We start from the raw sequence: 24,511 nt of genomic DNA on the forward strand, positions 1-24,511 counted from the left end.
TCAGGACGTCGTGCTGGGTTCGGGTGGGACGCCGAGCCACTTCTGGTGGAGCCGGGCGTAGCTGCCGTCCTGCTTCGCGTCCGCGATCACGTCGTTGATCACCTTGAGCAGGCCCTCGCTGCCCTTCTTCTTCACCACGAAGCCGTAGTGCGCTCCGGTGCTGATGGGCTGTCCGGCGGTGAACTTCCCGGCGAGTTCGGGCTTCTTGAGCCAGCTGGTGACCACGGGGAGGTCCTGCACGATGACGTCGACGCTCCCCGACCTCAGGGCGGTGAGCTGCTTGCCGGAGTCCTTGTACTCCTGCGGCTCGATGCCCTCGTCCACCGCGGCCTTCATGCTCGTGGTGCCGGTCAGCACGCCGACGCGCAGTTTGCCGGCCCTGGCCTCGTCGAGCGTGGCCACCGGCTTGCCCGCGGGGCTCATCAGGCTGAGCGCCTCGTCGAAGTACGAGTCCGAGAAGGCCACGTTCTTCCTGCGCTCCGCCGTGATCGTGATGCCGGCTGCCGCGACGTCGCACCTGCCGGAGTTGAGGGCCGCGCCGCTGCGGATCGGGTCGAAGTCGATGTCGACGATCTCCTGCTTCACCCCGAGTCGCTGGGCCACCTTGTCCATGAGCGCGATGTCGAAGCCGACGACCTTGCCGTTCCGGGTGAAGGAGAAGGGCTCATAGGGCACGTTGGTGCACACCACGAACGTCCCGGACTTCACCAGCGAGACGTTCTTGACCAGTGGCGACGCCGCCTTCTCGGCGCCCTGCCCACCGCAGGACGCGGTGAGGAGGGCCACCGTCATGGCGCCGCCGATGGCCCGGCACCGTCTGCCGCGGCGCGTCGTCCTCACGGGGCCGTCAGCCCTTGCTCCTCGCCGGCGTCGACCACTTCCACGTCGAGTTTCTCGGCGAGGGCGCGCGCCACGTCGTGGACGACGGCCGGGTCCTGACCGGGCTGCCAGGGGTGCCACACGGACAGCAGGCCGGTGAAGTCGAAGCCCTTCTCACCGGAGACGACGTCCGTGCCGGGCTTGGCCACGGGGAAGTACGTGCGGAAGTACGGCGAGTGCATGGCCTCGCCCACGCTGTTGCGCACGACACGGCCGTTGCGGTAGACGACCTTGGCGCACACCGTCATCCGGGGCGGCTGCTTCTGGTTCTCCTGGGCGAGGATGTCCTCGACGCTCTCGCCGCACGCCGCGCGCAGGAACATGCGCACGAAGTCGATGGCGTACACGTCCTTGATGTGCCGGTAGACATGGCCGCCGGAGACGCGGATCGAGAACTCGACGACCCGGTACCGCCCTTGTGCGTCCTGGCGCATCTCGGCGTTGAACAGGCCGTGCCGCACACCGAGCGCACGGGTGATGCCCGCGGCGATGCCGGCGACCTCGTCCTCGCGCTCCGGGGTCTTGAACGGCAGCGTGTACAGGTCTTCTTCGAAGTGCGGGCCGGTCGAGTGCTTCTTGTTGTGGACGCCGCCGAGGATGAACTGCCCGTCGAGTACGACGCCGTCGAGGGTGATCTCCTCGCCCGGCAGGTACTCCTCCAGGACCGCCCAGGACTCCGGGGCGCCGGAGAAGTAGAAGTTGCGGCCGCTCTCGATGTAGCCCTGGATCACCTTGAGGGAGGCCCGCAACCGGTCCACGTCGCCGACGAGTTCGACGCAGTCGCTGGCGGCGGCCCGGGTCGGCTTGACCATGAGCGGCAGCCCGTGGGCGGTGGCCGCCTCGACGGCCGACTCGATGTCGGTGACCGGGTGGAACCAGACCGACGGGATGTCGTGCTCGGCCAGGAACATCCGCTGGCGGTGCTTGTCGCGGCAGATGCGGGCGCTCTCCGGGATCGCCCAGTCGAGCCCGAGCTCTGCGTTGGCCTCCTCGACGATCTCGATGTCCGGCTCGATGAAGGTGACGACGGCCGAGGCACCACGTTCCCGGGCGGTCTCGACGGCGGCCTTCACGAAGTCGCGCTGGTCGGAATCGTGCGGGAGCCGGCGCACGGAGGCGAAGCGGGGATCGTTCGCCCAGGGCTCCGTGTCGACGGTGAGGAGGTGGGTCCGTATGTCCAGGTCGAGCATGGTCTGGACGTGGTCCGGCGACGTACTGAGCCCACGTCTCATCACGAGCACGAGGGTGCGCGGCCGGCTGGTGACCTTTGTCATGCGGCTTCGGAACTCCTTGGTTCGGCGTGCGAGGAAACGAGAGCCTGCGGGCGAGGGCCCAGGGGGAGGGTTCTGGGGCGAGGGTTCTGGGGGAGGGTTCAGGCCTGGTAGCCGTACAGCTCAAGGGCCTTGGCCAGGCGCTCCTGCGCCAGTTGCCCGACCCGGGGCGTGAACGCCTCCCGCCAGCTGCCGATCTGGCCCTTGAAGAAGGAGAACGAGTCCCTGCGGAAGATCCCGTCAGCGGTCTTCTCGGGGTCCGCGTCGGCATCGACGAACTCGATCACGCGCCGTACGGCGTCGAGCTGGGCCTCGGCCGAGCCACCGCCCTGGGGCCCCACCATTTCCTCGAACGAGATGTTGCAGACCTTGGGATGGTTGAGGAGCCAGAGCATCCGCTCGTGATCACCGCTGCCCGGGAAGGCCGGATCCGACAGTGCGTAAAGAAGACGCTCCTCCAAGGAGCCCTTGGCCGCCAGAATGTTGTTGAAAACCTGAAACTCGCTGAAGTTGCCGAATCCCTGGACGGTCTTACCGAGCAGGAAGTTCACCATCGACAGGACCATGTCGCGGGGGTCGCGGTACATGAAGAGGATCCGCGGCTCACCGGTCCGGGTCCATTCTTCGATGAATTTCCCGTCGACCCTCTTGATGTCGAGTTCCGGAATGATCCAGCAGGTGTTCTCCGGCGTCGCGGAGAAAGGTGTGCCCGAGGTGCGTCGCAGGGCCTGGTCGACGGCGTCGGTATGAGTGAGCTGTGCGCCGTAACGGTTGACGAGAGGCATCCCGAGGCGCTGCTGCCAGGCCCAGCCGAGCGCCTCCCATGCCTGGTCGGAGCCGGCCCGGAAGGCCTCTTCGCCCTGCGCCTTGAGGGTGTCGGCCGCCTGGTCGCCGTGCACCATGCGCACGACCCGGTCACGGGTCGCGTCGGCCAGCACGGGCCGGATTTCCTGCGGAATCCTGGACTGACCGTAGATCTTGTAGCCGAGAGCCAGCATCAGTTCCTGCACGAGATGGGTGCCGGATTTCATCAGCGAGACAACGACGACTCTTTCCGCCCGCATACCGCTGACATCCGGAACCTGTTGCTGCACAGTCATCCCCTCACTTGTCGGCCGATACCTTTTGGCACTCAGCTGACAACTCTGACTCTAATGTTGATCAAATCGTTGCAACGTCTTGACATCAATGTCAACCAAAGAAACTCCCACCTCATCCGTCCAGAGCGCCTTTCAGCCAAGAAAGTTCCGCCCTCGACGTCCGCACCACCCTGACGGCACAGATAAGCGCTCCTTATGACGAAAGCGGGGCGAACGGAACATTGCCTCACCTCCGGCTTCAGGACACCCCCCGCATGCCCGCGCCACTCATAACGTTTACTTTTTCTTAGCGGCAGCAAAGAAGAGGAAGAGGACATTCCGAGCGGCGAAGAAGGGTGCACGCTGCACTTTTGCGAGCGCCATCCGATTGTCCGAGACGCCCCCGTGGACGCACATCAATCCGGCTGATTTGTCAGAACGCCCGACTCACCCTTGACGAAGCCGAGTTGTCGAGGACCAGCCGTGCCGGCGAGGAGTTCCTCTTGAGCGCACGTTTGGCGGGTGAGTACGCTCCGGTCTCCACCCCTGACCTCTAGGACCCCGCCATGCGCTCTGCTCCGTTACCGTTACCGCCCCTGCCCCGACTGGTCGCAGCGGTGGCGCTCACCGTCGCGCTGAGCCTGCTGGCGGGATGCGGCTACGGAAAGAACCGGCCGATCGCGGCAGGCGCGGCCGGTGCACCCGCCCGTGGCCCCAAGCTCTCCGTCGACACCGTGCGCATCGGCTACCTGCCCAACATCACCCACGCCACTGCGCTCGTCGGCCTCGAACGCGGCTTCTTCGCCCGGGAGCTGAAGGGAACCGCCGTCGCCCCCCGCACCTTCGGCTCCGGCCCGACCGCCATCGAGGCCCTCAACGCCGGTTCCGTCGACATCGCCTGGACCGGCCCGTCGCCCGCGATCAACGGATTTCTGCGGTCGGGCGGGGACGCGCTGCGGATCGTGGCGGGCTCCGCCTCCGGCGGCGTGCGGCTCGTGGTGAACCCCGACCGCATCCACTCCCTCAACGAGGTGAAGGGCAAACGGATCGCCACGCCGCAAGTGGGCAACACCCAGGACGTGGCCTTCCTGCACTGGGCGGCGAGCCGTGGGTGGAAGATCGACCCGGCGAGCGGCCGGGGCGACGTCTCACTGGTCCGCAGCGACAACCGTGTCACGGTAGACGCCTACCGCTCGGGCTCCCTGGACGGCGCCTGGGTGCCCGAGCCGACCGCCTCGCTCCTGGTCGCGCAGGGCGCACGCGTGCTGCTGGACGAGGCGGACCTCTGGCCGGGTCGCCGTTTCGTCACGACGAACGTCATCGTCTCACCCACGTTCCTGGCGGAACACCGCGACGTGGTCGACGCGGTCGTACGGGCATCCGTCGCCGCCAACACCTGGATCGCCGCCCATCCCCGGGAAGCCAGGACCGCGGCCGGCGCCCACCTCAAACGCCTGACGGGCAAGGCGCTTCCGGCCGCCGTGCTCGACGCCGCCTGGCAGGGTGTCACCTTCACGAACGACCCGCTGCCCACGACCCTGCGCGCCCAAGCCCGGCACGCCGCCCGGCTCCACCTGCTCGCGTCGGACGACCTGACGGGGATCTACGACCTGGGCCCGCTCAACAGGGCGCTGCGGTCGGCGGGGCTGCCGCCGGTCGAGGAATGACCCGCCCGACCACAGCGGGCACCCCGCCACGGCACCACCGGATCACTTCTCGCCCGCGAGGTCGAGATCGCCCGGAGCGGCCGGCGTGACGGCCGCCCGCGTGCCGAGGCGCCACGGATGGACAAGGGGCGCGGACACCGCCCGCCACCAAGGCTCCCCGGGGACCTTCCCGGCCGGCTCGAAGGGCTCGCCCGGCCGGGGGAACGCCACGTCCTGTCCCGCCTCCTCGGCCAGGTCCTTCGTCCACTCCCCCGGCTCGGCCCAGGCATGGGTGGCGAGGTTGAACGTGCCCCAGTGGATCGGCAGCAGCACCCCGTGCGGCGTGCCTCCCTGGAGGTCGAGCTGAGCCTGGATCCCCTCCGGGGGCGTCATGTGGATGTCCGGCCAGAACTCGGAGTACGCGCCGAGCTGGATCATCGTGGCGTCGAACGGCCCGTGTGCGGCACCGATCTCCTTGAAGCCGTCGAAGTAGCCGGTGTCACCGCTGTGGAAGACCCGGTGCTCCTCGCCGGCGACGACCCAGGAGGCCCACAGGGTGTGCTGGGTGTTGCGCAGGCCCCGGCCGCAGAAGTGCCGGGCCGGAGTGGCGGTCAGGGTGAGGCCGTCGATCTTCGTCGCCTCGTGCCAGTCCAGTTCGCGCAGCCGGCCCGCGGACACGCCCCAGTGCTCCAGGTGCGCCCCGACGCCGAGCGGCACCGCGAACTGCGTGTCCGTGCCGGCCAGAGCCTTGATGGTGGGCATGTCCAGGTGGTCGTAGTGGTCGTGCGAGATGACCACGACGTCGACCGGGCCGAGCGCGGCCAGCGGCAGGGGCACCGGGTGCAGCCGCTTCGGCCCGGCGAACGGGAACGGGGAGCAGCGCTCGCCCCACACGGGGTCGAACAGCACGCGCCGGCCGTCGATCTCGGCGAGCACGCTGGAGTGCCCCATCCAGGTCAGGCGCAGTCCGGTGGCCGGGGGCCGGGCGAGGTCGGCGAGGGTGGTGGCGTGCACCGGCACGGTGCCCTTCGGGGCACGGCGGGGCCGGGCCTCCTTGTCGAAGAAGACCTTGGCGAAGTCGACGGTGGAGCCCGAGGGCCGGGTCCGCGCGGGACCTCCGGGGTTCTGGAAGACCCCGTCCTTGAAGTGCGGCGATCTGCGGATGCGCGCCATGCGCTCACCGCTGGGATCCGCGCCGAACGCCCCGGGCCGGAGCGCGCGGAGCCCGGAGCTCAGGGAACGGAAACCGGCCACGGTACCTCCAGGTGGAGTCGGTCAGGCTTTCCATTATGGTCGGCCCTTGCGGAAACACCCGGGCCCAGGGGTCCCGCGACCGTGATACTGAACAATGATTCAGTATCACGGCGAAGGAGCCCGTATGGCCAGCCCCCTGCTGTCCCTCACCTGGACCGACCATCTCACCGGCCGCCAGGGCTTCCTGGTCGTCGACCGGCTGGTGCGCGGTGTCGCCAGCGGCGGTCTGCGGATGCGCGCGGGCTGCACGCTGGACGAGGTCACCGGCCTGGCCCGCGGCATGACCATGAAGGAGGCCCTCCACTACGACCCCGCCGGCCGTTACATCCCGCTCGGCGGCGCCAAGGGCGGCATCGACTGCGACCCGCGCGACCCGGAGGCCTACCCGCTGCTGGTGCGGTACCTGCGCGCCATGCGGCCGTACATCGAGAGCGTCTGGACGACCGGCGAGGACCTCGGCCTCACCCAGGACCTGGTGGACCGGGCCGTGGCCGAGGCGGGGCTGGTCTCCTCCGTCCAGGCCGTCTACCCGCTGCTGGACGACGAGGCCGAGGCCCGGCGGCGGCTCCGGGACGCCTTCGCCGTCGAGGTGGACGGCATCGGCCTGGACGAGCTGGCCGGCGGCTGCGGTGTCGCCGAGGCGGCCCTCACGGCGCTGGACCACGCCGGGGTGCCCCACGCGGGGACGCGAGTCGCCCTCCAGGGGCTGGGCACCATGGGCGGGGCCACCGCGCGCTTCCTCGCGCGCTCGGGGCTCACGGTCGTGGCCGTCGCCGACATCAAGGGCACGATCGCCAACCCGGCGGGACTCGATGTCGAGGCACTGCTCGCCGCGCGGGACTCCCACGGCACCGTGGACCGTTCGGCGCTGCGCCCCGGCGACCGCGAACTGCCGGGCGACGCCTGGCTGTCGGCCGACGCGGAGGTCCTGGTGCCCGCGGCCGTCTCGTACGCGGTCGACGCCGGGAACCAGGAGCGGATCACCGCCCGCTGGATCGTCGAGGCGGCCAACATGCCCGTACGGCCGGAGGCGGAGCCGCCGCTCGCCGCGCGGGGGGTGACCGTGCTGCCCGACGTCGTGGTCAACTCCGGGACGAACGCCTGGTGGTGGTGGACGCTGTTCGGGGACATCGGCGCCGACGCCGAGGAGGCGTTCGCGCACACACGCCGCTCGATGCGGTCCCTGGTCGAGCGGATGCTGGCCCGCGCCCGGGCCGACGGCACGACGCCGCGGGCCGCCGCCCACGCGCTCGTGGCGGACCGGCTGCCGGTCCTGGCGGAACGGTTCGGCTGCTACCGCTGACAGCCGGCGGGACCGGCCCGGCCCCCGAACGCACCGGTCAGGACGGTGATGCGCGTGTGTAGGGTGACGGCGTGACGAGAGTCCGGTTGAGCGTGGCGGAACGGCGCGGGGAGCTGCTGCGGGCCGCCGTCGAGCAGATCGAGGCACGGGGTGTGGCGGCGGTCAGGATCGCCGACGTGGCCTCGGCGCTCGGTGTGAGCAACGCGCTGGTGCTCTACCACTTCTCGACGAAGGAGAAGCTGGTCGCCGCCGCGTTCCGGCACGCGGCCGAGGCGGACCTCGCGCATCTGCGCAGGCTGCTCGGCCGCCGTACGTCGGCAGTGCGCCGGCTGCGGTCGGCCGTACGGTGGTACGCCCCGACCGGCCAGGCCAAGGGCTGGCGGCTGTGGATCGAGGGCTGGGCGGCGGCCCTGCGCGAGCCCGCGTTGCGGGAGGTCACCCAGGACCTCGACAGGCAGTGGAAGGCGGCCCTCGCCGAGGTCATCACTGAGGGCATGGCGGCCGGCGAGTTCCACTGCCCCGACCCGCACGGCACGGCCCTGAGACTCACCGCCCTCCTCGACGGCCTCGCCGTCCAGCTGACGTCCTACCCGGGCGCGGTGCCCCGGGCACGGGCCCAGGAGTGGGCCGAGGAAGCACTGGCCCGCGAACTCGGCCTGGAACCGGCGGCCTTGACCCGGCCCTGACCGGGCCGTCTATCCCACGGTGCCGCCTGAGCTCGTCTCGGGTTTGCTGTGGAGCACCTCACGGGCCTGCTCCGCGGCACGGATGAGACTCTCGGCGACGAAGTCGACGAAGCGGGCGATATTCTCCAGGCGGGTGGCGGCCGGGGTGCCGGAACCGAGGACGCCGACGCCCTGCCGTGCGGCCGCGGCCAGTTGGACGCTGGACCGGGCGCTGGCGATCATCGACTGGTAGAAGACGTCGTCGTCGACGGCGTAACGCTCGCGGCGGCCCTCACCGCGCTCCCGGCGGATGAGCCCCTGACTCTCCAGGAACGCGACCGCTTTGGACACGGAGGCCGGGCTGACCTGAAGGTGCCGCACGAGCTCTGCCGCGGTGAGACTGCCCGCGTCGGTGGTGTAGAGGCAGGTCAGCACCCGGGACATCATCCTGGGCAGGCCCTGCCGCATGAGGAGGGTGGTGAACATCTCCTCGTACTCGCGCACGGCCTCGACGTCACGCCCGTGGGCCGGCGAGGGCGCCCGCGCTCCCCGGGGAGCGGCCTGCCTGCGCCGGTGGGTCCGGCGTTCGGTGGCGCGGTGGGCCAGGTCGGCACGGTAGGCGGTCGGGCCGCCGTTGCGCATCACCTCGCGCGTGATCGTCGAGGTCGGCCGCCCGAGGCGCCTGGCGATCTCCGCGTAGGCGAGGCCGTCACTCATCCCCCGAGCGATCTGCTGACGCTCCTGCAGGCTGAGCCTGCCTCCCGGCATCGTGAACTCCTTGCAACGGACCGGAAAGGATCATTGCACTGAACCCAACCTCACCACAAGGGCCGCTTGCCGCAGTTGTTACCGCGCCTGTGAACGCAACGTCGCTTTCCCTCTGTCCGAAACGCCGATCGTGCCACCCGCCCCCCGTCACGGCCCCGACCCACCACCCGGTGTCAGGCGCAGGCGCTACGCCACCGCGGCGATCCGCATCCGGATGTCCTCCGGCGACAGCGCCCCTTTCGCCGTCACATGGTCCCCCGACGACTCCCCACGCAGCCGCCGCCCGATCCACGGCACCAGAAACTCCCGCGCCCAGTGCACATCGTCCCGCCGGACCTCAAGAGGCCCCCGAGCCGGCAGCGGCGGCCACGGCTGCTCCGGGTCCGCCGGAACCTCCAGCCCGAGCACCTGCCCCGCGCGGAGCGCCACCCGCGTGTGCCCCTCGGGCGACAGGTGCAGCCGGTCGGCGTCCCAGGCCCTGCGGTCCTGGACACTGCGCAGGGACCACAGGTCGAGCACCGGGCAGCCGTACCGGTCGGCGATGGCCCGGACATGCCCGTTGTACGTCGCGATCTTGCCGCGCAGGTGCTTGAGCACGGGCACCCCACGCGTGTCGAACCCGGTCGTCACCATCACCGTGCCGGCCACGGCGGTGAGCCGCACCAGGGCCCGCTCGAAGCGCTCGGCCACCTCGTCCGGGTCGGTACCCGGCCGGAGGATGTCGTTGCCCCCGGCGCAGAACGAGACGAGGTCGGGGGCCATGCCGACGGCCCGCGGAACCTGGTCCGCCACGATCTGGTCGAGGAGCTTCCCGCGCACGGCGAGGTTGGTGTACTGGAAGTCGCCTTCGGGCCGGCGGTCGGCGAGCAGGACGGCGAACCGGTCGGCCCAGCCGACGAACGCCCCGTCGGGGCCGGGATCACCGACACCCTCGGTGAAGCTGTCCCCCACCGCCACGTACGACCCGATCACTGCTCTGCTGTCACTCTTCGAATCGTCTGCCACAGCAGCTCATGATTCACCTTCGAATGTGACTTACGCGACCGTAGGAAAGGGTTGACGGGCGGTGAGATAAGCCACTCCTAAAGTGTTCACCAACTCCGGAATAGGTCGCCCGTCAGGGATGTTGGGGCCTCTGTCGCCACACCCGGAAGCCCGTGATCCGGAAGTGACTCCACACGGTCCGGAAGCCGAAGTGCCCTGCCGTGTACGGCTCCGGATCCCTGTAGTCGAACACGAGCCGCCCGTTGTTCCACCACCGCACCGCCGAACCGTCGGAGACGATCCGCACCCGGTTCGGCTCACCCGGCACCAGCAGCGGCTCGGTGTAGTCGTAGATCAGGGGCCGGACACCGGGCTGCCCGACATAGCGTCGCAGCCGCGTCGTGGTGTTGTAGTTGGCCCCGTAACCGGCGTAGTACGTCGTCAGGTGGTCGTACTCCTCCAGCGCCCCACCACGCGTCGTCGCGAAGAGATCGCCCGGGGAGCGGACATCGGTCGCGTTCCAGAAGTTGTTGAGGTCGGAGACCCGGTCGTTGACCCCGCCCTCGGAGACCGGCGTGGCGGTGTACTCCAGGACGTACGGGCCTTCGAGCCGCTGCCTGAACCACACCGTCGCCCCGCTCGGCACGTCGATCTCCAGAACGCCGCGAGAGGCGGTGACGGTGCCACCGTCCTGGAGTTCGGTCGCCCACTGGTCGAGGCCGTGGCAGAAGTCGTCGTGGGCGATGAGGCGGCGATGACGGGCCGCGGCGTTCGCGTTCGCCGTCGGGCCGAACGCCGTCAGGGCGGCTCCGGCGGCCATGGCCGCGAACGCTCTACGAGTGGTCGGCACGGGACACGTCTCCTCGGGGATCCGCCTGGAAGGCTCTAGAAAGCGCTTGCGCTCCGGACGGGATCACTGTGTCCCAACTGCCGCCCGCTGTCGATCCCTTGGAGCGATCGAAACGGGAGCACACCCGTATGGCGCGCACACTCGCAAGGCGCACACACCGAAGGCCGGACCCGGGGATCGGGGTCCGGCCTTCGGTCGCGTGTCAGGCGGGCGGTGACGCGGTCGGTCAGCCGACGGAGACGCCGTGCGAGCGCAGGTAGGCGACCGGGTCCACGTCCGAGCCGTAGTCCGGCGTGGTGCGGATCTCGAAGTGCAGGTGCGGTCCGGTCACGTTGCCGGTGGCACCGGACAGGCCGATCTGCTGTCCTTCGCTCACGGTCTGGCCGGCCGAGACGGAGAGCGAGGACAGGTGGGCGTACTGCGCGTAGAAACCGTCGTTCAGCTTGATGACGACCTGGTTGCCGTACGCCCCGCCCCAGCCGGCGGAGACGACCGTGCCCGCGCCGACGGCCTTGAGCGAGGTGCCGGTCGGAACGACGAAGTCCACACCGGTGTGGTATCCGCTGGACCACATGCTGCCGGCCATGTGGTACGGGGTACCGATGGTGGCGCCCTCCACCGGGAGGGTGAAGCCGCTGGAGGTCGCGGCGGCCGGCTTCGCGGCAGCCGGCTTCGAGGGCGACTCGGAGGCGGAGGACTTCGAAGCCGAGGACTGGGAAGCCGAGGGCTTCGACGGGGCAGCGGGCTTGGGCGCACTCGCCGCCGCCTTCTTGCCGATCGCCAGCTTCAGCCCCGGGTGGATCAGCGACGGGTCGTCACCGACGGCGTCACGATTGTCCGCGTAGAGCTTCTTCCAGCCGCCGTCGACATTCTGCTCGTCGGCGATCTTCGCGAGACAGTCACCGGCCCGCACGGTGTACGAGCGGGCGCCCGTGGCCTTTTCGGCGGCCTTCTTCTCGGCGGCCGGAGCGGACTGGACGACTCTTTCCGGAGTCGACTTCGGAGTGGCGGCGTGGGCGCCGGCGGCCCCCATGAGCGGAAGGGCGAGAGCGGCCCCACCGGTTCCGGCGACGACGATGGAGCGGGTGAAACGCTGGGACTTCGGGCGGCGGTGCTTACCCTTCGCGGGCATGGCGAATTCCTCTCCGTCGCCTGCGAGGTGAGCTGTCGGGTGCGGACTGGAGATGTCCGGCCACGCCGAGGCGCGGCTTAACCCCAAGCCGTTCCGGGAACCGGAACAGGCGTCTTACCTGTGGGTCCCCCGCTCCTGCCGTACGTCGGGTCAGTGTGTGGGGCTCCGGGCGGCGGCAGGATTAGGCGTCCGTCCGGATGGGTGTGGAACGTAAGCGACCAGGACGCAAAGGGACAAGCGTGCGGTTCCCCGTGACGGCGTTTTTCTTGACGCGTCGGCACTTTTTCCGTCACGGAGCGTGGATTACCGATCTCCCGCATCCCGCAATACCCCTGAATCGCGCCAGAATTACGTGCACATGGCAACAACACATCGTCACGAATATGACGATGCTCACGCACCCCGACCTCATCCCCTTTACAGTCGGGGCACGTTACGCCTAAACAACTGAAGCACTGCCTATTCGGACAGAAGGGCTACTTGCGCTTAAGCCGGACGACAGCGGCATTTAGATCCCCGCGCAGGCCGACCCGCAGTCCGTGATGGAGCAGTACGCCCCCTCGATGCACTTCGCCCGTTGTGAGGCATTCGTACGACGCCGCGGGATCGAGGCCCCGCAGCCGGAGTGCCGGAACGGGCTCGCCGTAGCGCTGCGCCTGGAGCCAGGCCAGGACGACGGTCTCGTCGCCGAGGACGTACTGCACGGCGCTCAGGCCGCCCTCCGGCGGGCGCAGCCGGTACAGGTCGCCGCGCTGCACCACGGGCCTGATCTCCTTGTAGAGCTCCACCCAGTCCCGCGCCTCGGCGAGTTCCCGCTCCGTCCACTTCGTGAGGTCGCCGCCGACCCCGAGTACCCCGGCCATGGCGCTGACGAACCGGAACCGCAGGGAGCTGGCCCGCTGGTTGAGCATGGCGTTCGGGCTGTCGGTGACCCAGGCGGCCATGACCCGGGCCGGGTGGATCTGGCTGAAGCCGTGCTGGATGGCGAGCCGGTCGAGCGGGTCGGTGTTGTCCGAGGTCCACACCTGGTCCGTGCGGCCGAGCACACCGATGTCGATCCGGCCGCCGCCGCCCGAGCAGGACTCGAAGGCCACCCGGGGGTGGGCGGCCCGCAGCCGGTCCAGCAGGCCGTACAGGGCGTGCACGTGGTCGACCCACAGCCGTTGCGGGTACGGGTCGTCCGGCCAGCCGGCGTCGGTGAAGCAGCGGTTGAAGTCCCACTTGACGTAGTCGATCGGCGCGCTGGACAAGAGCCCGTCGAGCTGCTCCCAGAGGTACTCCTGGACGTCCTCGCGGGCGAGATTGAGTACGAGCTGATTGCGGAATTCCGTCCGCTTTCGTCCCGGTTGGTACTGCACCCAGTCGGGGTGCGCGCGGTACAGGTCGCTGTCCGGGTTGACCATCTCCGGCTCGACCCAGATCCCGAACTGCATGCCGAGGCCGTGCACGTGCTCGGCGAGCGGCTTGAGGCCGCCCGGGAAGCGGTCGGGGTTGGGGGTCCAGTCGCCGAGCCCGGCCCGGTCGCTGGTGCGCGTCCCGAACCAGCCGTCGTCGACCACGAACAGCTCGACGCCCATGGCGGCGGCCCGCTCGGCGAGCGCCCGCTGCTGCTCCTCGGAGATGTCGAACTCGGTGGCCTCCCAGGAGTTGAAGAGCACCGGCCGGTCCTGGTCCGCGCTCGGGATCACGTATGTCCGCTGGTAGGCGTGCCAGGCGCGGCTGGCCCCGCCGTGGCCGCCGTCGCTCCAGAGCCCGGCGAAGACGGGGGTCGTGTACGACTCCCCCGTGCCCAGCATCAGCAGGCCCGAGTCGTCGTAGCCGGACCCGCCGGTGATCTGCACGCGCGCGTCCGGGAGCTGGGCCACGGCGATCCGCCAGGACCCGGACCAGCCCAGGGCGCATCCGTAGACCTCGCCGTGCTCCTCGGTCGCGTCGGTGTCGAGCGCGATCCACGGCAGGTGCTGGTGACCGGTGTGGCCGCGGCGGCTGCCGATGACCTTCTCGCCGTGGGTGAGGGCGGAGCGCTCCAGCCGGGACTCGGCGCCCCAGCGGCCGTGCAGCTGGGAAAGCCGCCAGGTGTCGCGGTCGGGCAGGGTCCAGGTGGCGGAGTCGGCGCGCAGCACCTCGACGGCGGGTCCGTGGTTGTCGAGGGTCACCCAGCGCTCGACGACATCCGTGGCGGAGCGCATCCGGTAGTGCAGCGTGATGGCCAGGTCGCCGTCGCGAAAGCGCAGCCGCAGTTCGTCGTCCTCGGCGTCATGACCCTCGTAGGTCCACTCCGTGCCGCGCCGCTCGGCGGTGCGTACGGACAGGGCGGGGCGGACGAAACGGGGGCCGCCCTCGACGGGATACTCCTCGCGTCCGTCGAGCGGTGACTCGAAGGGCCAGTAGTCCGGCAGCGGCCGGACGGCGAGGGCCTCGGCGTCGGCGAGGCCGATCCGGGCGCCCCAGTGCAGGTGCAGCAGTTCGTCGCGGTCGGTGACATGGACGGCGTAGCTGCTGGCCGGCCCGGAGAGCACCCACGTACGACCGTCTTCGGAAATGTCCAGCATCAAGCCCTCACAGATTCGAACAAGCCCGACCAGGTGCGACCAGGCTCCGACATCATCAAGGGCCGCGGGGGTTCCCGGCAACGCCTGTGGACAACTCATTGCCCCAGGCAGGGCATGTCGTATCGTCGAGTGGTGCCCGTCGACGAGCCGCGCCGGCGGCGCCGAAGGGGAGGAGCCCTCGTGACGCAGCAGGTCCCGTCGACCGAGCCCGAGCTGGCCGGAGTGCGCAACTTCCGCGATGTGGGCGGACTGCCGACCGTGGACGGACGGCGGGTGCGGCAAGGAGTGCTGTTCCGCAGCGGCCACCTGGCGCACGCGACCGGGGAGGACGCCACCTTCCTGACCACCCTGGGCCTGCACACGATCTTCGACTTCCGCAACGCGGCCGACCAGAAGCTCGAAGGGCCGGACGTCGAGCTGCCGGGCGTGCGCAATGTGAACCTGCCGCTGAGCGACCCGGCCGACGGCGCCGAGTTCTGGAAGATGGTGCGCGACGGCGAACTGGACCAGCTGCGCGCGATCCTCTCGGACGGCAAGGGCGCGGACCGGATGATCGCCTCGTACCGCACGATCATCAGGAACCGCACGGCCGAGCACTCCCGGGTGCTGCACGCGCTCGCGGAGGACAGCGTCCCCGCCCTGATGCACTGCGCGGCGGGCAAGGACCGCGCGGGTCTGTCCATCGCGGTGACGCTGCTCGCCCTGGGTGTCGAGCGCGAGGCGATCGTCGACGACTACCTGAAGTCCAACGCCAAGCACCGCCGTTACAAGGTGCACCGCAGCAGCTCCGCCGCCTCGGCCTACTCCCCCGAGGTCATGGAGCTGCTCAGCCCCCTGTTCGACGCGCGCGCCGAGTACCTGACGGCGGCCTTCGACACCATCGAGGAGACCTGGGGCGCCGTCGACGCGTATCTGGAGAAGGGGCTCGGGTTCGCCCCGGAGAGCCGGGAGCGGCTGCGCGAGCGGCTGCTCGACTGACGTACGGCGGCGGCCCGGCGGCTACGTGGCCCCGACCTCGAACAGCAGATACACGAAGGCCGCGAAGACGTGGCCCACCACGAGGTAGATGAACAGCCGCACCCACAGGGCGCGGGGGAACTTCTCCTCCATGTCCTTCACGGCATGTCTCCCGGGGTGGGGCCCAGGCACAGGGCGGCCGTGGGGCTCTGCAAGAGGGTGTGGACGAAGAGCAGTTCGACGCCGTCCGCGTCCTGGGCGGCGATCCGGTGCGGGGTCAGCGAGTCGAAGTGGGCGCTGTCGCCGGGCGCGAGGTGGTGCGTGGTGTCGCCGAGGCGCAGTCGCAACCGTCCCCGGAGCACGTGAAGCCACTCCTCGCCGGGGTGGACGCGCACGATGTCGCCCTGGGAGCCGTACGGGACGTGGACGCGCAGGGCCTGCATCCCGCGCCCGGGCGCGCCGGCCTGCCAGTACGTCCAGCCGCCCGCCGCGGTCGGTTCCATGTCGGCGGCGCGGATGACGGCATCCCGGGCGGCGGGCGTCTCGCCGAGCAGCTCGGCGACGGTCGTACCGTAGATGCGGGCGAGCGCGAGCAGCATCGGCAGGGAGGGCTGGCGCTGCCCGGTCTCCAGGCGGGACAGGTGGGCGGGCGACAGCCCGGCGGCGCGGGCCGCGCCCTCCAGGGTCAAGGAGGCCTGGCGCCGCAGCGACCGCAGCTGCGGCGCGACGGCGGGCAGCGCATCCGCTGCCTGGTCGGGCGACGGGGCGGCCCCGGAGGACCGCTCGGTCTCGGAGGAGCTCATGCCTCCATTCAGCCCGAGCCTTGCCCCACCGGCAAATTTCTTGCCTCAGAGGCAAAAATCACCGGTTCGCCACCGCCTGTTTGACGAGCGTCTTGCCGAAGTCCCACATCAGGCCCCCGTCGTGCGCGTCGTCCATCACGGCTGTGAAGGCGTCGACGAACCGGTCCACCTCCCGCTCGCCGATGATCAGCGGGGGAATCAGCTTGATCACCTCCATGTGGTCGCCGGAGACCTGGGTGAGGATCCGGTGCTTCTGGAGCAGCGGTACGACGACCATCTGCGCGAACAGTCCCTTGCGCGCGGCCTGGAGCATGGCCCAGCGGCTGCGCAGCTTCAGCGACTTGGGCCGGCCGAACTCGATGCCGATCATCAGGCCCCGGCCGCGGACGTCGGCGAGCATCTCGTACGTGTCCGTCAGCGCCGCGAGCCGGGATCTGAGCCGTTCCCCGGTGGCGCGGACACCCGCGACGATCTGTTCGTTCTCCATCACCGACAGCACCGCCAGGCCCGCCGCCATGGCCTGCGCGTTGGATCCGAAGCTCGCCGAGTGGACCAGCACCCGGTCCATCGACGAGTAGACCTTCTTGAAGATCCAGTCCTTGCCGAGCGTCGCACCCACCGGTACATAGCCGCCGGAGAGCGCCTTGGCCACGCACACCAGGTCGGGCTCCACCCCCTCCTCGTGCTGGTAGGCGTAGAAGTCGCCGGTGCGGCCGAGGCCCGTCTGCACCTCGTCGGCGATGAGCAGCGCCTTGTGCCGGTGCAGCAGGTCCTGGGCGGCCAGGAGATAGCCGGGCGGGGCCTCCAGGACGCCCTTGCCCTGGATCGGCTCGACGATCAGGGCGGCGACGTCGCCCTTCCTCAGCTCCCTTTCCAGCGCGTCGAGGTCGCCGAGCGGTACGGCCGTGTCGGGCAGCAGCGGGGCGAAGCCGTCACGGAAGCCGGACTCCCCGTTCACGGAGAGGGAGCCGGTGGTCAGGCCGTGGAAGGCGTGCGCGCAGTACAGGATCCTGGGCCTGCCGGTGACGTACCGGGCGAACTTCAGCGCGCCCTCGACCGCCTCCGTGCCGCTGTTGCCGAAGAACACCCTGTCCAGGTGCGGGCTGTGCGCGAGCAGCTTCTCGGCGAGCAGGCCGGGGAGCGGCTGGCAGTCGAAGCGGGTGAGGTCGGCGAGCCGGGCGTCCAGGACGTCGTGCAGCGCCTTGCGCACGACGGGGTGGTGGCGGCCGAGGCCCATCACCCCGAACCCGGCGAGCATGTCCAGGTAGTCGTTGCCGTCCGCGTCGTAGAAGTAGGCGCCCTCGGCGCGCTCGTAGACCTTGTCGAAGCCGATGGTGTGCAGCATGCGCGGGAGCTGGTGGTTGAGGTACCGGGTGTGCAGCTCGTAGCGCTCGGCTCCGCGCTCGGCCAGCAGCTTGCCGAGATCGAACTCCCCGGCCCGCGACGACTCCGACGCGGATTCGGCGGTGGTCATTCCTGTGGCTCCTTGGACAGCTCTTTCTTCACGGTCAGGCTCGCGCTGATCCGTCCGGCGACCTCGACGGGTGTCAGGCCGATGTCGGCGAGCACCTCGCCGCGCTTGGCGTGCGCGAGGAACTGCTCCGGGATGCCGAACCGCCGTACGGGCACGTCGACTTCGGCGTCGCCCAGGGCCAGCGCCACGGCCGAGCCGACCCCGGCCGCCCGGCTGTTGTCCTCGACGACGGCGACCAGGCGGTGCCCGGCGGCGAGAGGGGGCAGCGCCGGGTCGACGGGCTTGACCCAGCGGGGGTCGACGACGGTGCAGCCGATGCCGCGGGCCTCCAGCAGCTCGGCGGTCTGGAGACAGACGGGCGCCATCACGCCCACGGCCACCAGCAGAACCTGCGGCTCCGTTGCACGGTGCAGCACGTCCAGTCCGCCCACCCGGTCCACGGCCGGGATCGACGGGCCGACGGACTCCTTCGGGAAGCGCAGCAGCGTCGGCGCGTCGTCGACGGCGACGGCCTCGCGCAGCTGGGCGCGCAGCTGGTCGGCGTCCCGCGGCGCGGCGATCCTGAGGCCGGGGACGACCTGGAGGATCGACATGTCCCACATGCCGTTGTGGGAGGGCCCGTCGACGCCGGTGACACCGGCCCGGTCCAGCACGAAGGTCACCCCGCACCGGTGCAGGGCCACGTCCATCAGCAGCTGGTCGAAGGCGCGGTTGAGGAAGGTGGCGTAGACGGCGACGACCGGGTGCAGGCCGCCCGTCGCCAGACCCGCCGCGGACACGGCCGCGTGCTGCTCGGCGATACCGACGTCCCACACCCGGTCCGGGAACCGCTCGGCGAACCCGCCCAGGCCGACCGGATGCAGCATGGCGGCGGTTATCGCGACGATGTCGTCCCGTTCCTCGCCGATCCTGACGATCTCGTCGCCGAACACCGAGGTCCACGAGGGGCCGCCCGCCGGGGAGAGCGGCGCACAGGTCAGCGGGTCCATGACGCCGACGGTGTGGAAGTGGTCCTCCTCGTGGGCGAGGGCGGGTTCGTAGCCGCGGCCCTTCTCCGTGAGGCAGTGGACGAGGACCGGTCCGTGGAATCGTTTCGCGCGCCGCAGGGCGGACTCCACGGCCCCGATGTCGTGCCCGTCGATCGGGCCCACGTACTTCAGGCCCAGATCCTCGAACAGGCCCTGCGGGGCGAACGCGTCCTTGAAGCCCTTCTTCGCGCCGTGCAGGGCTTCGTAGAGGGTGCTGCCGACCAGGGGCGTGGCCTGGAGCACGTCTTTGCCCCAGGCGAGGACCCGCTCGTAGCCGTCGGTCGTGCGCAGGGTGGCGAGGTGGTTGGCGAGGCCGCCGATGGTCGGGGCGTAGGAGCGTTCGTTGTCGTTGACGACGATGATCAGCGGGCGGTTCTTGGCGGCCGCGATGTTGTTCAGCGCCTCCCAGGCCATGCCGCCGGTCAGGGCGCCGTCGCCGATCACCGCGACGACATGGCCCTTCTCCCCCTGCACCTGGCGGGCCTTGGCGAGCCCGTCGGCCCAGCCGAGCGCCGTGGAGGCGTGGCTGTTCTCGATGACGTCGTGCTCGGACTCCTCGCGCGAGGGGTAGCCGGACAGGCCGCCCTTGCCGCGCAGCTTGGAGAAGTCCTGGCGTCCGGTCAGCAGTTTGTGGACGTAGCTCTGGTGGCCGGTGTCCCACAGGATGCGGTCGACCGGCGACTCGAAGACCCGGTGCAGGGCGACGGTGAGCTCCACCACCCCCAGGTTGGGCCCCAGATGCCCCCCGGTCCTCGCGACCGCGTGCACCAGGAACTCCCTGATCTCGTCGGACAGTTCGCCGATTTCCGGCTCGGACAGCGCCTTCAGGTCGCGTGGTCCCCGGATGCTCTCCAGAATCGTCACGCTCGGGCCCCCTTCGCATTCCGTGCTGTTCAGCTCACGGTGACGGCCGGCTCCCCCGGCCCCACGCCGTCCTGCTCCATCTGCTCGGCGAGCTTCATCGCCTCTTCGATCAGCGTCTCGACGATCTTCGACTCGGGGACGGTCTTGATGACCTCGCCCTTGACGAAGATCTGGCCCTTGCCGTTGCCGGAGGCCACCCCCAGATCGGCCTCCCGCGCCTCGCCGGGGCCGTTGACCACACACCCCATGACGGCGACCCGCAGCGGCACCTCCATGCCGTCGAGCCCGGCCGTGACCTCTTCGGCCAGCTTGTAGACGTCGACCTGGGCGCGTCCGCAGGAGGGGCAGGAGACGATCTCCAGCCGGCGCTGCCGCAGCCCCAGGGACTGAAGGATCTGGATGCCGACCTTGACCTCCTCTGCCGGCGGCGCGGACAGCGACACCCGGATGGTGTCGCCGATGCCCCGCGACAGCAGCGCGCCGAAGGCGACCGCCGACTTGATCGTGCCCTGGAAGGCGGGACCGGCCTCCGTGACGCCGAGGTGCAGCGGGTAGTCGCAGCTCTCGGCGAGCTGCTTGTACGCCTCGATCATCACGACCGGGTCGTTGTGCTTGACGGAGATCTTGATGTCCCGGAAGTCGTGCTCCTCGAACAGGGACGCCTCCCACAGCGCGCTCTCCACGAGCGCCTCCGGGGTCGCCTTGCCGTATTTCTGGAGCAGCCGCCGGTCCAGCGACCCGGCGTTGACCCCGATCCGGATGGGGGTGCCGTGGTCCTTGGCGGCCTGCGCGATCTCCTTGACCCGGTCGTCGAACTGCTTGATGTTGCCGGGGTTGACGCGGACCGCCGCGCAGCCCGCCTCGATGGCCGCGAAGACGTACTTCGGCTGGAAGTGGATGTCCGCGATCACCGGGATCTGCGACTTGCGGGCGATGGTCGCGAGCGCGTCCGCGTCGTCCTGCGTGGGGCAGGCGACCCGGACGATCTGGCAGCCGGACGCGGTGAGTTCGGCGATCTGCTGCAAGGTGGCGCCGATGTCCGACGTACGGGTCGTCGTCATCGACTGCACCGACACCGGGGCCCCGCCCCCGACCGCCACCGGACCGACCTGGATCCGGCGCGAGGGGCGCCGCTCGGCGATCGGCCGGACCGGTACCTCGGGAACGCCCAGCGGGACGGCGGTCATGGCCTCACTCCCGGTTTCCGGAGACCGTCTCGCGCATGGCGCGCAAGGACTCCTTCAGCGACCCCATGGTGGCGAGGAGGGCGGTGGGCTCGTAGCCGCAGTGCGCCATGCAGTTGGCGCAGCGCGGGTCCTTGCCGCGGCCGTACTTGTCCCAGTCGGTGTCCTCGACCAGCTCCCGGTACGTCGGCACATAGCCGTCGCTCATCAGGTAGCACGGGCGCTGCCAGCCGAACAGTGAGTAGTTCGGGATCGCCCACGCCGTGCACGGGAAGTCGACCTTGCCCTCCAGGAAGTCCAGGAAGAGCGGGGAGTGGTTGAGCCGCCAGCGCCGCCGGTTGCCGCCGGCGAAGGCCTTCTTGAACAGCTCGCGGGTCTGCTCCACGCCGAGGAAGTGCTCCTGGTCGGGGGCCTTCTCGTAGGCGTAGGCGGGCGAGATCATCATCTCGTCGACCTTGAGGTCGTCGTTGAGGAAGTTCAGCACCTCGATGATGGTCTGCGGGGTGTCGGTGTTGAAGAAGGTCGAGTTGGTGGTCACCCGGAAGCCCTGCCGCTTGGCCTCCTTGATGGCCTCGACCGCCTCGTCGAAGACGCCCTCCTTGGCCACCGACTCGTCGTGCCGCTCGCGCAGCCCGTCGATGTGCACCGCGAAGGCGAAGTAGGGGGAGGGCTTGAACTTGTCCATCTTCTTGCGCAGCAGCAGGGCGTTGGTGCACAGGAAGACGTACTTCCGCTTGGCCACCAGCTGACGCACGATCTCGTCGATCTGCGGGTGCATCAGCGGCTCGCCGCCGGCGATGGACACCATGGGTGCACCGGACTCCAGCACGGCCCCCACGGCCTGGGCGACCGGCATCCGCTGCTTGAGCACGCCGGCCGGGTGCTGGATCTTGCCGCACCCCTCGCACTTGAGGTTGCAGGCGTACAGCGGCTCCAGCTCGACGAGGAGCGGGAACTTGTCCCGCCGGCGCAGCTTCTGTTCAGCCAAGTATGTAGCGACCTTGATGGACTGTCGGAGCGGCATGGCCATCTGGCTCACCTCCTGGGGAGCAGCAAGGAACGGTGCCATTCGAAGAAAGCGGGAAGGACCGAACGAAGAACACGGAAAGCTGATATTCCACCGCGCACCGTGCCGATCCGGACGAGTTCATGTTCTGGAGCGTCCACGACCACCCGGACGGCCGCAACCGGGCGCTCGCCCGCACGCACGGCGCTCAGCAGGGTGGCCGCCGATTCCATGTCGGCCGCGATCGCGCCGGTCGCGAGCAGATCGGACCGCTCCTGACCGCGTACGACATGGCCGGAACCGGTGAGCGGCCCGGTGTGCACGGTCCGCCCGGGCACCGCCCGGACCAGCTCCTTGACCAGCAGGTCGGTCCCGACGCAGGCAGTCGCGCCGCGAGGATCACGGGTCTCCTCGGCGACGACGAGGTCACCGGGGTGCATCCCGGGTGCGAGCCCCGCGCAGAAGCCGGTGGCCAGGACGGCGGCGTCGCGCAGGGCCGGGTCGGCGAGCATCCGGGTGACGGACCGCTCGGCCGCCGCCGGCCCCATGCCGGTCCGCAGCACGGTGACCGGCCCGCCGGCGCCGCCACGGTCGCCCGCGCGCAGGGCGAACTGCTCGATGCCGAGCGCGCAGGCGATCAGCAGCGGGACCGGAGCGGGCTGTGCGCTCATTCAGCTCCCCTCGGCGTCGGCGAGCGGCTTCCCGGTCTCTCCGCTGCCGTGGGCGGCAGCCAGCGGCTTCCCGGCCGCCCCGCTCCCCTGGGCAGCCGCCAGCGGCTTCCCGGCCGCCCCGCCGCCCTGGTGCCGGTCCGCGAAGGGCTCCCCTCGCAGATACCGGCCGAGTGCGGTGAGCGGGAACACCTGCCGGTAGAGGTGGTAGTTGATCGAGAAGTCCCACGGGAAGCCCGTCCCCGTGAAGTACGGCTCGTCCCAGGAACCGTCCTCCCGCTGGGTGGCGGCGAGCCACTCGATGCCGCGTTCGACGGCCTTGGCGTCCCGCTCCCCCGCCGCGAGCAGGGCCATCAGGGCCCACGCCGTCTGGGAGGCGGTCGAGGCGCCCCGGCCGCTCCACCCCTTGACGTCCTTGTAGGAGCGCAGGTCCTCGCCCCAGCCGCCGTCGTCGTTCTGGACCGACTCCAGCCAGGTCACGGCCCGGCGGATCGCCGGGTGCGCGGCGGGGATGCCCGCGGCGACCAGGGCGGGTACGACGGACCCGGTGCCGTAGACGTAGTTGACGCCCCAGCGCCCGAACCAGGAGCCGTCGGGCTCCTGTTCGGCCAGCAGCCACTCGATGCCGCGCCGGGTGCGCGGATCGTGGGCGAGGCCCTCCACCGCGAGCATCTCGACGACGTGTGCGGTGACGTCGGCGGAGGGCGGGTCGATGACCTCGCCGAAGTCGCAGAAGGGCAGCCGGTTCGGGAGCGGGCTGGTGTTGTCGACGTCGAAGGCGCCCCACGCGCCGTTCTTCGACTGCATGCCGAGCGTCCAGCGCACACCGCGCCCGACGGCCTTGTCGACCCGCACCGGGTCGTGGTGGGCGATCCGGCGCAGCGCGAGGATCACCTCGGCGGTGTCGTCGATGTCGGGGTAGTTGTCGTTGTGGAACTCGAACGCCCAGCCCCCGGGCGGCAGTCCGGGCCGCTGCACCGACCAGTCACCGGGCCGGACGATCTCCTCACCCAGCATCCAGTCCGCGGCCTTCACCAACTGCGGGTGGTCGGCGGGCAGTCCGGCGTCCGCGAGCGCGATCGCGGCCAGGCAGGTGTCCCACACCGGCGACTGACAGGCCTCGATCATCCGGGCCCCGTCCTCTCGCCACACGGCGAACCGGTCCAGCGAGGCGAGTCCCTCGCGCATCACGGGATGCTGGAGGTCGTAGCCGAGCAGGTGCAGGGCGATGATCGAGTACACGGCCGGTGGCTGGATGCCGCCCCAGCAGCCGTCGTTCTCCTGCCGCTCGATGATCCAGCGGGCGGCGCTGTTCATCGCGGCTCTGCGCAGCCGGCGCGGCGCGACCTTGCGCAGGGCGTGCAGGCCCTTGTCCATCCGCTGAAAGGCCCCGTCCCAACTGAACGCGGGGGCAAGGGGTTCGGCGGGGTTCGGGTCGGCCGGATCGGTGTGCAGCTCGTCCAGCGGGAAGGGCGCGGGGCGTACCGGCCGCTTCGCGGAGACGATCGTCAGCGGGACGATGGTCTGCCGCGCCCAGCAGCCGAAGTCATAGATGTTGAGCGGCATCCACTTCGGGAAGTAGATCAGCTCCGGGGGCAGTTCGGGCAGGTCCTCCCACTTCCACCAGCCGAACAGGGCCAGCCAGATGCGGGTGAAGACCCGGGCGGCGGCGATGCCGCCCTGCTCGCGGATCCAGGCGGAGGCCTTCGCCATGTGCGGGGCGCCGGGCTCGTCGCCGGCCAGGCGGAGGGCGACGTAGGCCTCGATGGTGGCGGAGAGCTCGCCGGGGCCGCCGTAGAAGGTGGCCCAGGTGCCGTCCTCGCGCTGCTCGCCGCGGATGAAGAGCGCGGCGGCCTGGGTGGTCTTCTCGTCGCGGATGCCGAGGAACTGGCGGAGCAGCAGGTCCTCGGCGTCCATCGTGACGTTGGTCTCGAGGTCGCCCTTCCACCAGCCCTGGGGGTCCTGGCGGGAGAGCAGGAAGTCGGTGGCGCGTTGCGCGGCGCGTGCGGCGGCTTGCGGTACCCCGGCCGCCGCGGGGGTGGTGGTGTCGATGTCGGTGTCGCTGGCCGCGGCAGCGCGGGGTGGCAGGGCCCCGGTGCTTCCGTCGGTCGTCGCTGTCATGGCTTCCCCTTCGTGCAGTGGTG

General features: G+C 70.3%; 21 protein-coding genes and 1 riboswitch. Of the genes, 4 read left to right on the forward strand and 17 right to left on the reverse strand.

The genetic code is table 11. The features are described 5' to 3' along the window. The 3 genes from ACFZDA_RS13270 to ACFZDA_RS13280 form a co-directional block, all read right to left on the reverse strand. Complete coding sequence (locus ACFZDA_RS13270; protein WP_391079373.1) at nucleotides 1-840, reverse strand: transporter substrate-binding domain-containing protein; 840 nt, start codon at nucleotides 838-840, stop codon at nucleotides 1-3. Further along, entirely contained in the window at nucleotides 837-2,153 is a 1,317-nt protein-coding gene (locus ACFZDA_RS13275; protein ID WP_391079377.1) for an ATP-grasp domain-containing protein, read from the reverse strand. Before ACFZDA_RS13275 ends, ACFZDA_RS13270 begins: the two co-directional genes overlap by 4 nt. A 98-nt stretch (nucleotides 2,154-2,251) precedes the next feature. Next, a complete protein-coding gene (locus tag ACFZDA_RS13280) occupies nucleotides 2,252-3,181 on the reverse strand; it encodes a hypothetical protein (protein WP_391079380.1) in 930 nt (309 codons plus the stop codon). Nucleotides 3,182-3,795: 614 nt separating this feature from the next. Between ACFZDA_RS13280 and ACFZDA_RS13285 the strand changes: the two genes are divergently transcribed. Then, entirely contained in the window at nucleotides 3,796-4,896 is a 1,101-nt protein-coding gene (locus ACFZDA_RS13285; protein WP_391079383.1) for an ABC transporter substrate-binding protein, read from the forward strand. 42 nt (nucleotides 4,897-4,938) lie between these two features. Here the strand turns inward: ACFZDA_RS13285 and ACFZDA_RS13290 are convergent, their stop codons facing one another. Continuing rightward, the gene (locus ACFZDA_RS13290) at nucleotides 4,939-6,129 is read right to left on the reverse strand and encodes an MBL fold metallo-hydrolase (RefSeq protein ID WP_391079386.1); all 1,191 of its coding nucleotides are present in this window, start codon (nucleotides 6,127-6,129) and stop codon (nucleotides 4,939-4,941) included. Nucleotides 6,130-6,253: 124 nt separating this feature from the next. Here ACFZDA_RS13290 and ACFZDA_RS13295 point away from each other — a divergent pair, with 124 nt between their 5' ends. After that, entirely contained in the window at nucleotides 6,254-7,432 is a 1,179-nt protein-coding gene (locus ACFZDA_RS13295) for a Glu/Leu/Phe/Val dehydrogenase dimerization domain-containing protein (RefSeq protein ID WP_391079389.1), read from the forward strand. Nucleotides 7,433-7,503: 71 nt separating this feature from the next. After that, nucleotides 7,504-8,118, forward strand: a complete 615-nt coding sequence (locus ACFZDA_RS13300; protein WP_391079391.1) for a TetR family transcriptional regulator C-terminal domain-containing protein — start codon at nucleotides 7,504-7,506, stop codon at nucleotides 8,116-8,118. A gap of 9 nt (nucleotides 8,119-8,127) precedes the next feature. Here the strand turns inward: ACFZDA_RS13300 and ACFZDA_RS13305 are convergent, their stop codons facing one another. The 5 genes from ACFZDA_RS13305 to ACFZDA_RS13325 all read right to left on the reverse strand — a co-directional run bounded on the left by ACFZDA_RS13305 (nucleotide 8,128) and on the right by ACFZDA_RS13325 (nucleotide 14,383). Continuing rightward, nucleotides 8,128-8,865 (reverse strand): helix-turn-helix domain-containing protein, encoded by a 738-nt coding sequence (locus ACFZDA_RS13305; protein ID WP_391079394.1) that lies wholly within the window; start codon nucleotides 8,863-8,865, stop codon nucleotides 8,128-8,130. Between the two features lie 186 nt (nucleotides 8,866-9,051). Beyond that, on the reverse strand, nucleotides 9,052-9,837 hold the full coding sequence (locus ACFZDA_RS13310) for a GDSL-type esterase/lipase family protein (RefSeq protein WP_391080134.1): 786 nt from the start codon (nucleotides 9,835-9,837) through the stop codon (nucleotides 9,052-9,054). A 145-nt stretch (nucleotides 9,838-9,982) separates the two neighbouring features. Then, nucleotides 9,983-10,699 (reverse strand): DUF6250 domain-containing protein, encoded by a 717-nt coding sequence (locus tag ACFZDA_RS13315; RefSeq protein WP_391079397.1) that lies wholly within the window; start codon nucleotides 10,697-10,699, stop codon nucleotides 9,983-9,985. A 226-nt stretch (nucleotides 10,700-10,925) separates the two neighbouring features. After that, on the reverse strand, nucleotides 10,926-11,831 hold the full coding sequence (locus ACFZDA_RS13320; protein WP_391079400.1) for a peptidoglycan DD-metalloendopeptidase family protein: 906 nt from the start codon (nucleotides 11,829-11,831) through the stop codon (nucleotides 10,926-10,928). A gap of 4 nt (nucleotides 11,832-11,835) precedes the next feature. Then, nucleotides 11,836-11,997: riboswitch (cyclic di-AMP (ydaO/yuaA leader) on the reverse strand. 310 nt (nucleotides 11,998-12,307) lie between these two features. Beyond that, entirely contained in the window at nucleotides 12,308-14,383 is a 2,076-nt protein-coding gene (locus ACFZDA_RS13325; RefSeq protein WP_391079403.1) for an alpha-galactosidase, read from the reverse strand. 180 nt (nucleotides 14,384-14,563) lie between these two features. On the opposite strand from ACFZDA_RS13325, the gene ACFZDA_RS13330 reads away from it, so the two are divergent. Further along, on the forward strand, nucleotides 14,564-15,361 hold the full coding sequence (locus ACFZDA_RS13330; protein ID WP_391079406.1) for a tyrosine-protein phosphatase: 798 nt from the start codon (nucleotides 14,564-14,566) through the stop codon (nucleotides 15,359-15,361). A gap of 21 nt (nucleotides 15,362-15,382) precedes the next feature. Here ACFZDA_RS13330 and ACFZDA_RS13335 read toward each other — a convergent pair whose 3' ends face one another. The 8 genes from ACFZDA_RS13335 to shc are packed head-to-tail and all read right to left on the reverse strand — an operon-like array spanning nucleotide 15,383 to nucleotide 24,488. Further along, nucleotides 15,383-15,502 carry a DUF6126 family protein gene (locus tag ACFZDA_RS13335; protein ID WP_355847605.1) on the reverse strand — a complete coding sequence of 40 codons (120 nt, stop codon included), beginning with the start codon at nucleotides 15,500-15,502 and terminating at the stop codon, nucleotides 15,383-15,385. Beyond that, nucleotides 15,499-16,143, reverse strand: a complete 645-nt coding sequence (locus tag ACFZDA_RS13340; RefSeq protein WP_391079410.1) for a helix-turn-helix domain-containing protein — start codon at nucleotides 16,141-16,143, stop codon at nucleotides 15,499-15,501. The genes ACFZDA_RS13335 and ACFZDA_RS13340 overlap by 4 nt, the downstream gene beginning before the upstream one ends. 58 nt (nucleotides 16,144-16,201) lie before the next feature. Continuing rightward, nucleotides 16,202-17,617 carry an aminotransferase class III-fold pyridoxal phosphate-dependent enzyme gene (locus ACFZDA_RS13345; RefSeq protein ID WP_391079413.1) on the reverse strand — a complete coding sequence of 472 codons (1,416 nt, stop codon included), beginning with the start codon at nucleotides 17,615-17,617 and terminating at the stop codon, nucleotides 16,202-16,204. Then, nucleotides 17,614-19,509 (reverse strand): 1-deoxy-D-xylulose-5-phosphate synthase, encoded by a 1,896-nt coding sequence (dxs, locus tag ACFZDA_RS13350; protein WP_391079416.1) that lies wholly within the window; start codon nucleotides 19,507-19,509, stop codon nucleotides 17,614-17,616. Before dxs ends, ACFZDA_RS13345 begins: the two co-directional genes overlap by 4 nt. A 29-nt stretch (nucleotides 19,510-19,538) precedes the next feature. Beyond that, nucleotides 19,539-20,696, reverse strand: coding sequence for a flavodoxin-dependent (E)-4-hydroxy-3-methylbut-2-enyl-diphosphate synthase (ispG, locus tag ACFZDA_RS13355; protein ID WP_391079419.1), 1,158 nt, complete (start codon nucleotides 20,694-20,696; stop codon nucleotides 19,539-19,541). A 4-nt stretch (nucleotides 20,697-20,700) separates the two neighbouring features. Then, nucleotides 20,701-21,723: an adenosyl-hopene transferase HpnH gene (hpnH, locus tag ACFZDA_RS13360; protein ID WP_391079422.1), complete on the reverse strand. Its 1,023-nt coding sequence runs from the start codon at nucleotides 21,721-21,723 to the stop codon at nucleotides 20,701-20,703. A gap of 5 nt (nucleotides 21,724-21,728) precedes the next feature. Next, nucleotides 21,729-22,370: a 1-hydroxy-2-methyl-2-butenyl 4-diphosphate reductase gene (locus ACFZDA_RS13365; protein WP_391079425.1), complete on the reverse strand. Its 642-nt coding sequence runs from the start codon at nucleotides 22,368-22,370 to the stop codon at nucleotides 21,729-21,731. Next, nucleotides 22,371-24,488: a squalene--hopene cyclase gene (shc, locus tag ACFZDA_RS13370; protein ID WP_391079428.1), complete on the reverse strand. Its 2,118-nt coding sequence runs from the start codon at nucleotides 24,486-24,488 to the stop codon at nucleotides 22,371-22,373. It abuts the gene before it with no gap. Between the last annotated feature and the right edge of the window lie 23 nt (nucleotides 24,489-24,511).

Source organism: Streptomyces sp. NPDC007991 (assembly GCF_042958445.1).
In the GTDB taxonomy this organism is placed as follows: Bacteria; Actinomycetota; Actinomycetes; order Streptomycetales; family Streptomycetaceae; genus Streptomyces.